Source organism: Arthrobacter sp. S2(2024) (assembly GCF_036662515.1).
Taxonomy (GTDB): domain Bacteria; phylum Actinomycetota; class Actinomycetes; order Actinomycetales; family Micrococcaceae; genus Arthrobacter.
On record NZ_JAYKZI010000025.1, the window covers coordinates 23,320 to 31,478 of the forward strand.

5 protein-coding genes and 3 pseudogenes are annotated in these 8,159 nt (G+C 61.0%); 3 read left to right on the forward strand and 5 right to left on the reverse strand.

Annotation, left to right across the window (positions count from 1 at the left end):
* Positions 1 to 98: 98 nt before the first annotated feature.
* The 3 genes from VLA65_RS21640 (at position 99) to VLA65_RS21650 (ending at position 2,874) form a co-directional block, all read left to right on the forward strand.
* Positions 99 to 878, forward strand: a complete 780-nt coding sequence (locus VLA65_RS21640) for an electron transfer flavoprotein subunit beta/FixA family protein (protein ID WP_332603706.1) — start codon at positions 99 to 101, stop codon at positions 876 to 878.
* A gap of 12 nt (positions 879 to 890) precedes the next feature.
* Positions 891 to 1,856 carry an electron transfer flavoprotein subunit alpha/FixB family protein gene (locus tag VLA65_RS21645; protein WP_332603707.1) on the forward strand — a complete coding sequence of 322 codons (966 nt, stop codon included), beginning with the start codon at positions 891 to 893 and terminating at the stop codon, positions 1,854 to 1,856.
* Between the two features lie 85 nt (positions 1,857 to 1,941).
* On the forward strand, positions 1,942 to 2,874 hold the full coding sequence (locus VLA65_RS21650; RefSeq protein WP_332603708.1) for a cytochrome b/b6 domain-containing protein: 933 nt from the start codon (positions 1,942 to 1,944) through the stop codon (positions 2,872 to 2,874).
* A 207-nt stretch (positions 2,875 to 3,081) separates the two neighbouring features.
* On the opposite strand, the pseudogene VLA65_RS21655 reads toward VLA65_RS21650, so the two are convergent.
* The 5 genes and pseudogenes from VLA65_RS21655 to VLA65_RS21675 form a co-directional block, all read right to left on the reverse strand.
* Positions 3,082 to 3,724 (reverse strand): annotated as a pseudogene (locus VLA65_RS21655) (HpcH/HpaI aldolase/citrate lyase family protein).
* A gap of 36 nt (positions 3,725 to 3,760) precedes the next feature.
* Positions 3,761 to 4,281, reverse strand: a pseudogene (locus tag VLA65_RS21660) (MaoC family dehydratase).
* Between the two features lie 17 nt (positions 4,282 to 4,298).
* Positions 4,299 to 5,462 carry an acyl-CoA dehydrogenase family protein gene (locus tag VLA65_RS21665; RefSeq protein ID WP_332603709.1) on the reverse strand — a complete coding sequence of 388 codons (1,164 nt, stop codon included), beginning with the start codon at positions 5,460 to 5,462 and terminating at the stop codon, positions 4,299 to 4,301.
* Positions 5,463 to 5,479: 17 nt separating this feature from the next.
* Positions 5,480 to 7,723 carry an acetyl/propionyl/methylcrotonyl-CoA carboxylase subunit alpha gene (locus VLA65_RS21670; protein ID WP_332603710.1) on the reverse strand — a complete coding sequence of 748 codons (2,244 nt, stop codon included), beginning with the start codon at positions 7,721 to 7,723 and terminating at the stop codon, positions 5,480 to 5,482.
* 7 nt (positions 7,724 to 7,730) lie between these two features.
* A pseudogene (locus VLA65_RS21675) lies at positions 7,731 to 8,159 on the reverse strand (carboxyl transferase domain-containing protein); the annotation flags it as partial.

Consider the following 8,159-nt stretch of genomic DNA (forward strand, 5'->3'; position numbering starts at 1 on the left):
CGTTAGGCCGCCGTACCGGACATGCCGCCTCACGTCCCCTCGAAGGTTCCCAAAACTTTTTTGCCAACACCGCCTTGACAGGCCCGAAGGAGTTGTTCATGAAGATCGTCGTTCTAATAAAACAAGTGCCAGACACGTCGGATGACAAAGATCTTGATCCTGCCACCGGCCTTCTCGACAGAATCTCGACCGAGGGCGTCGTCGATGAAATCAACGAACGGGGGTTGGAAGTGGCTCTCCTTCACAAGGATTCCCACAAAGGAACTGAGGTGGTCGCTTTCTCCATGGGGCCTAAAGGCGCTATCAAAGCCCTGCGTAAGGCCTTGTCCATGGGGGCCGACTCCGCCGTTCATGTGCTGGACGATGATCTTTCGGGCGCCGACGCTGTTTGGACAGCGAAAGTCCTTTCCGCCGCCTTGAAAGCGGCGGAATTTGATCTTGTCCTGGCCGGAAACGAATCGACAGACGGACGAACCGGGACGGTGCCAGCCATGGTAGCTGAGTACCTTTCCCTTCCTCTTCTCGGTTCCATTAGTTCGGTGGAGATCAGCGGCGTTTCCGTGGCTGGCGAGCGGGAAGTGGAATCCGGCACACTCAAGGTTCGCGCCACGCTGCCGGCGATCGTAACGGTTACTGAGCGTTCACCTGAGGCACGCTTTCCCAATTTCAAAGGCATATTGACTGCGAAGCGAAAACCTGTCACAACGCTGTCCTTGGAGGACCTGGACCTGGATTACGCAGCTCGCTCAGCCGCAGGACGGTCGGTCGTCTTAACCGCTGTTGCCCGTCCGAAGCGTGAGGCTGGAAAGAAGATCGTGGACGACGGTACTGCCGGAGTTCAGCTTGCCGAGTTCCTGGCCACAAGCCGGCTGCTCTAAGGAGGATTGAAAATGTCAAACGTATTGATACTTGTTGAAGTTTCACCGGCAGGGACAATCGCCGGCAGCGCCCGGGAACTGCTCGGGCTAGCTTCCACACTAGGCACGCCGATTGCGGTTCTCGCCACGGCCCACCTTGAGACTGGCGTCGTCTCCCAGCTGGGAGCATTCGGAGCGCAACACATATTTGCCGGCGAGAGCGAGCTGGAACCGACGCTGCTCTTGACACCCCAGATTGAAGCTCTTTGGCAGGCCGTCGACGAATTCAGGCCTTCGGCCGTGCTCGCCTCTACCTCAGTGGATGGACGGGAAATAGCTGCACGACTGGCCGCGCGCGCGGATGGGGCGCTCCTTGCTGACGCTGTCGGTGTTCGTTGGGAGGGCGAACGGATGGTGGCCACTCATTCGGTCTTTGGCGGCTCCTATGCTGTGGAATCCACCGCTAAGGGCGGGTTGCCCGTTGTCACTGTGAGGCCCGGTGCTGTGGAAACCAGGGCACCTGCAGCCATCGCCGAAATGACCGTAGGTCCGTTGACCGTTGACGTGAGGACAGCCGGAGTAATCGAAGGATCCACATCAGTCGTCACTTCGTCCCGTCCCGATCTCCGCACAGCTGACAAGGTCGTATCCGGCGGTCGTGGGATGGGTTCCAAGCAGAACTTCGCCCTCGTTGAAGAACTCGCCGACGTGCTGAACGCAGCGGTCGGAGCTTCCCGCGCCGCAGTAGATGCAGGCTACGTTCACCAGAGCTCCCAGGTAGGACAGACCGGGGTCACCGTAACCCCGCAACTTTACGTCGCTTTAGGAATCTCAGGCGCTATCCAACACCGAGCCGGCATGCAAATGGCCAAAACAATAGTGGCCATCAACTCCGATGAGAGTGCACCCATTTTCGATGTGGCCGACTTCGGAATTGTTGGGGACGTCTTCACCGTCGTACCGCAGCTAATTCAGGCCATCGAATCGCGCTCAGCATGAGACCCATCCGGCCACGATGGGCCGCGGGTCCATCTGCTGACGCCCACCATGATCCTCAACTTTTCACAAGAGAGCAGCTAGGCCAATGTCAACCAAAGCGAAAAGGCAGCGAACGTCGAAGGTAAGATGGGCACGGCTGGCTATGGTCGCAGCATCGATTCTGCTGCTGCTTCTTGCCGTCGTCCTTGCTGCGAAGTGGTTCACAGGACTGGCCGGTACGGCGCTGTTCCTGCGTGAGTTCCCTGGGCACTCGCAGGCTCCAACAGGTTCCGCCGTAGGCTTTCCTGCGTGGATCGGGTGGCAGCATTTTCTCAACGTCTTTTTTTTGGTGCTGATCATCAGGACTGGCTGGCAAATACGGACCGACACCCGCCCGAAAGGGCACTGGACCCGAAACAATAGAGGCCTTATTCGGACCAAGAAGGCGCCCACCAAGATCAGCCTTTACCTGTGGCTTCACCTTAGTCTCGACGCGCTCTGGATTCTGAACGGCATCATCTTCGTCATTTTGCTGTTCTCAACCGGGCACTGGCAGCGAATCGTCCCCACAACTTGGGATATCGTCCCCAACGCCCTCTCGGCAGGGCTACAGTACCTGGCTCTTGACTGGCCAACAGACGACGGCTGGGTGAACTACAACGCTTTGCAGTTAATGTCGTACTTCGTCATTGTCTTCATTGCGGCCCCCATGGCATTTGTCACTGGACTCCGGATGTCCGCCCTATGGCCGAAACAAAGCAGCAAGCTAAATAGGATGTATCCCATCGAGTTCGCTCGGGCCCTCCACTTTCCAGTAATGATCTATTTCGTCGGGTTCGTGATCGTTCACGTTGCCCTTGTACTGGCAACCGGGGCATTGCGCAACCTAAACCACATGTACGCGTCAAGCAATGAAGACAACTGGGTCGGATTCTGGATTTTCGCGGCTTCTCTCCTCGTTATGGTTGCCGCCTGGTTCCTCACCAAGCCACTGTTTCTGGGCCCTGTAGCCTCACTTACCGGCTCAGTTACGCGCTAGGTCGAGGGCGGACATTTTCGGCACCCGGTCACTCTGGCTCAAGAAGATGGCCGGATGGGCATCGCGCCGATTGTCTAAATGTGCTGGAGGGGTGGAGCCAGCCACGTGTCCCTTCCTTATGAGGCAAGGGGAGCCAATCGCGCACCGACTATGCGGCCATCAGGTCACCGGCTGCCCCCCCTTTCCCTCAACGAGTTCCTTGCCTACCTACTGACTGACGTGCGCCCTGCGGAGCATTGCTAAGGCATGCTTCAGGATTGGCCCGTCAATCATCTTGCCGAAAGCTGAAAACGCCATTAGTTGCGTTTGCTGCTGCCATTAGGAGCTCGGACGCAGCTGCAGCGTCCTCTATGGTGGGTGCGTAGGCGGCGCAGACGGTCTGCACTTGGCTTGGATCATCAGTCCTGCTTGATGTTCCACCCATCGACGCCACGAGATCTTCCGCACCCCACATGAGAGCCACGACATTTGGCTCAGCCGCAATGCGGGATGCGTTAACGATGCCCGCAGCTGTCTCGCAAAGGGCAACGACGTCATATCCTTCCAGCCCGAACCTGCGAAACCTGCTCAGTCTTAGCCAGCATCAAGGTACGGAACGGCGCCCGAAACAGTCACTGGAGGTCCAAAATGAACTCTTAGGTCCCGGCAGGATTAATTCGGACAGTGGTCCAGTGTGGATCCAAGGCGAACCCAGTTGTTTCCATCTGAGCCACGATATTGCGTCGGGCGAACTCCTTATCCTCTGGCGCAACGGCGTCCTCAAGATCCAGAATTACGGCGTCGGCGCGTTCCGCTGCTTTTGATAGCGCTCCGGGCGGTCAGCGGGGCAGAAGAGCACAGCCGGCCCCAGTCCACAAATCTCCCAGTAGCCATGGAGCTAAACACCCTACTGGGCGACATGGGCTTCTCTAGCCCACATCAGGCAGCTCCTCACAGCCACCGCAACTATCACCCCGTCCTGGTTACGTCCCACATGCCGCATAGACACAATCCCCTGACCGGGCCGGGAGGAAGAGAGCCGCTTTTGGCTGATAATCGTCTCGGTGTAGAGCGTATCTCCGTGGTACAGCGGGTGGGGAAACGAAACATCAGTCAGACCGAGCTGGGCGACGATAGTGCCTTGCGTCAGCTGAGGAACTGACTGACCTACAACAGTGGCCAGCGTAAACATTGAATTCACCAATCGCTGACCAAACTGCTGTCCTGCGCTCCATGCCGAATCCAGATGAAGGGCTTGAGTGTTCATGGTCAAGTGAACAGCACGTTGTCGGCCTCCGTAACTGTCCGCCCAGGCCGGTGCGCATAGACCACGCCTTCTTTAAGCTCCTCGAAGTACAATCCACGCTGTTCAATTATGCGGTCGCTGTCGGAGTGCAAATCTGCAGCCTCAAGAATCTTTTCACCCATTGATGTCTTCACCTCGGCTATAAACCGAGTTCGCGGGCGATCAGCATCAGCTGGACCTCCGTGGTGCCCTCACCGACTTCAAGGATCTTGGAGTCGCGGTAGTGGCGTGCCACGGTGAATTCGTTGATGAAGCCATAGCCGCCGAATACCTGGGTGGCATCCCGGGCGTTGTCCATGGCCGCCTCGCCTGCGATCATCTTAGCGATGGCGGCCTGGGTCTTGAACGGCTTGCCGGCGAGCATCCGGGCCGCGGCGTCGTAGTAGGCCAGGCGGCCCGTGTGCGCCCTGGCCTGCATGCGGGCGATCTTGAACGAGATGGCCTGGTACTTGCCGATATGGTGGCCGAACGCGCTGCGTTCCTTGGCGTATTTCACCGACAGGTCCACACAGCCCTGCGCGGCGCCGGTGGCCAGGGCGGCGATGGCGATCCGGCCCTCGTCGAGGATGGAGAGGAAATTCGCGTAACCCCGTCCCTCTTCGCCGAGCAGGTTCTCCTCCGGGACACGGACGTCCTTGAGCGTCAGCGGGTGAGTGTCCGAGGCGTTCCAGCCCACCTTGTTGTAGGCCTTCTCAGCTGTGAACCCGGGCGTGTTGGTGGGCACCAGGATGGTGGAGATCTCCTTCTTGAGGCTGCCGTCCTTGCGTTCCTTTTGGCCCGTCACGGCGGTGACCGTGACCAGGCGGGTGATGTCGGTGCCGGAGTTGGTGATGAATTCCTTGTTGCCGTTGATCACCCAGTCGCCGTTCTGACGATGGGCGTGCGACTTGGTCCCGCCGGCGTCCGAGCCGGCTTCCGGCTCCGTCAGTCCGAAGCTGGCGAGCGCCTTGCCTGAGGCCAGTAGCGGGAGCCACTCCTCCTTCTGCGCCTCGGTGCCGAACCGGTAGACCGGCATCGCGCCGAGGGAGACCCCTGCCTCCAGCGTGATGGCCACGGACTGGTCCACGCGGCCCAGCTGTTCGAGGGCGAGTGCCAGGGCAAAGTAGTCCCCGCCCATCCCGCCGTGTTCTTCCGGGAAGGGCAGCCCGAACAGGCCCATGTTCGCCATCTGCGACACGACTTCATAGGGGAAGCTGTGTTCCTCGTCGTGTTTGGCGGATACCGGGGCAACCACGTTGTCTGCGAAGTCCCGGACGGTGTCGCTGAGGTCCTGGTATTCCTCGCTGAGTTCAAAACCAGCCATAGTGTTGCTCCTTTTGATTAATGGGTCGGCTCTGCCATGCCTGCTGCGGCGGCAGATTGGGTGGATAAGTCGTCGGCCCGAACGGCATCGCTAGGATGAATTGTTGCGAGCACTTCATCGACTTTGACCAGGTCACCTGTGCGTGCAGTGATGTGGACGGTGCCATCTAAACTGGCCACCAGTTGGTGCTCCATCTTCATCGCTTCGACCGACAGCAGCAGCTGCCCCTTTGTGACTGTCGTTCCGCTGCTGACGGCTACCGACACCACTGTTCCGGGCATCGGCGCCCGAACCTGCGGATCGGCCGTTCCTTCCTCGCGCCCGATGGCAGCGAGCACGTATCCCAGACGTGATTCCCGGGTGAGAATCTCCAGTCGGCACCCCCACCCGTCGCGCCCAAGGAAGAGTTCCGCCGGGTCTACCAGGTGAGTCTTTGCGGAACCGGTATTGTCCGATAGGGTCCCTTGGGGCTCGCGGGGCTCAGTTCCTGGAACCATCGAATAGACATGGGAGTCACCATCCAGAGTCAGCTGCATCTTGGCATCTCTCAGGGCTCCCAAGGACGCCGTTCGTGCAGAGCCGCCGTTAACGCGCACGTGAGAAGTGGTGGAGGCCGTGGTACCAGTGATATGAACTGAGACCAATACGCCTGCGGAGGTCCTGAGAAACACCCGCCATGGCGCCCGTCGGCCCAATCTCCAGCCGTCGTTCTCGCTCCACGCCCTCTCTCCGCCACGTTGAAGTTCGGGTTGCCTCGGTATAAGGCCCCATATGTACAGCGCGGCGGCAATCAGTTCGGGTTCGGCGATCTGGCGGAAGGTGAGATCCGGCATCTTGCGTTCGATCAGGCCGGTGTCGAGGTGCCCGGCGCGGACGTCGGGGTCGTTGATCAGCAGCCGCAGGTACTCAACATTCGTGTCGATGCCAAGTGCGGTATAGCCGGCGAGCGCCGCGTCCAGGGTGTCCAGGGCAACGGTGCGGTCCGGGCCCCAGGCGATGACCTTGGAAATCATGGGATCGTAGCTGGACGAGATCTCCAGGCCCTCCAGCAGGGCCGAGTCCACACGGATCCTCCCGGCTCCGTGATGGGACATCTCGTCGAGCAGGAGCACGGTCCCGGTGGACGGCATAAAGTTCCGCTCCGGGATTTCCGCGTAGACGCGCGCTTCGACGGCGTGCCCGTTAAGTTCAACGTCGGCCTGCCGGACAGTCAGTTCCTCACCGGCGGCGATCCGGACCTGCCACTCGACCAGGTCCACGCCAGTAACCATTTCCGTGACCGGGTGCTCCACCTGGAGTCGCGTGTTCATCTCCATAAAGAAAAACTCGTCCGGAGCCTCGTCCGAGACCAGGAACTCAACAGTTCCGGCCCCGCTGTAGTGGACGCTCCGGGCTGCCTGGCAGGCAGCCTCACCGATCCGCGCCCTGATGGCACCGCCGTCGTTCAATGACTCCAGCAACGGCGACGGCGCTTCCTCGATGACTTTCTGGTGGCGGCGCTGCAGCGAGCACTCACGCTCCCCCAGATGGATCACGTTGCCGTGGTGGTCGGCCAGGACCTGGACCTCGATGTGTCTGGGCATGCGGACCAGCCGCTCCAGGAACAGCGTGTCATCGCCAAAGGCACTGGCGGCGACGCGGCGGGCGGTTTCCAAAGTGGCGGGCAGGTCTGCGGCCCGTTCCACGATGTGCATGCCCTTGCCGCCGCCGCCCGCCGAAGGTTTGATGAGCAGTGGGAATCCGACGGCGTCCGCGGCCCCGATCAACTGCGCGTCAGTCATGCCCGCTTCGGCGATGCCCGGCACCACCGGTACCCCGTAGCCGGCCACGTGGTTCTTGGAGCGGATCTTGTCACCCATAACGTTCAGGGACTCGACGCCGGGGCCGATGAAGGTGATGCCGGCCGCCTCCAGGGCACGGGCGAAGTCGACATTCTCGCTCAGGAACCCGTAGCCCGGGTGGACGGCCTCGGCGCCGGTCTCGCGGCAGGCCTGGATGATCGCTTCGATCTTGAGGTAGCTCTCGGCGGCGGCCGCCGGGCCGATCCGCACGGCGATGTCAGCTTCGCGCACGTGCCGGGCGTCGGCGTCGGCGTCGGCGTCGGAATAGACGGCCACCGAGCGCATGCCCAAGGCGCGCAGCGTCCGGATCACACGGCAGGCGATCTCCCCGCGGTTGGCCACCAGGACGGTGCCGAACAGGGGTTTCCCGCCCCGGGAGGTAGCGGCCTGGGAGATAGTGGTTGGTGAAGGAGTAGTCATTGCTGGCTCACATCCGGAAAAGGCCGAAGGAGGTCTCCGGCAGCGGGGTGCGGGAGACGACGTCGAGCGCCAGCCCCAAAACGGTGTGGGTATCCGCGGGATCGATCACACCGTCATCCCAGAGGCGGGCGGTGGAGTAATAGGGGCTGCCCTGGTCCTCGTACTGGGCCCTGATCGGGGCCTTGAAGGCTTCCTCCTCCTCGGCGGACCATTCCTCTCCGCGGGCCTCGTACTGGTCACGCTTGACCGTGGCCAGCACGCTGGAGGCCTGGTTTCCGCCCATCACCGAGATCCGGAGGCCGGCCACATCCACAGGAAACGCGGCGAATAGGCCCGCCCGCACATCGAGTAGTTGCCCGCCCCGAAGGAACCGCCGACCACCACGGTCAACTTCGGGACCCGTGCGGTCGCCACCGCGGTGACCATCTTGGCGCCG

Bases quoted from the DNA above. Each gene is read 5' to 3' on its own strand.
- VLA65_RS21640 (WP_332603706.1), top strand. From the start codon at position 99: ATGAAGATCGTCGTTCTAATAAAACAAGTGCCAGACACGTCGGATGAC.
- VLA65_RS21665 (WP_332603709.1), bottom strand. From the start codon at position 5,462: ATGGCTGGTTTTGAACTCAGCGAGGAATACCAGGACCTCAGCGACACC.
- VLA65_RS21670 (WP_332603710.1), bottom strand. From the start codon at position 7,723: ATGACTACTCCTTCACCAACCACTATCTCCCAGGCCGCTACCTCCCGG.
- VLA65_RS21650 (WP_332603708.1), top strand. From the start codon at position 1,942: ATGTCAACCAAAGCGAAAAGGCAGCGAACGTCGAAGGTAAGATGGGCA.
- VLA65_RS21645 (WP_332603707.1), top strand. From the start codon at position 891: ATGTCAAACGTATTGATACTTGTTGAAGTTTCACCGGCAGGGACAATC.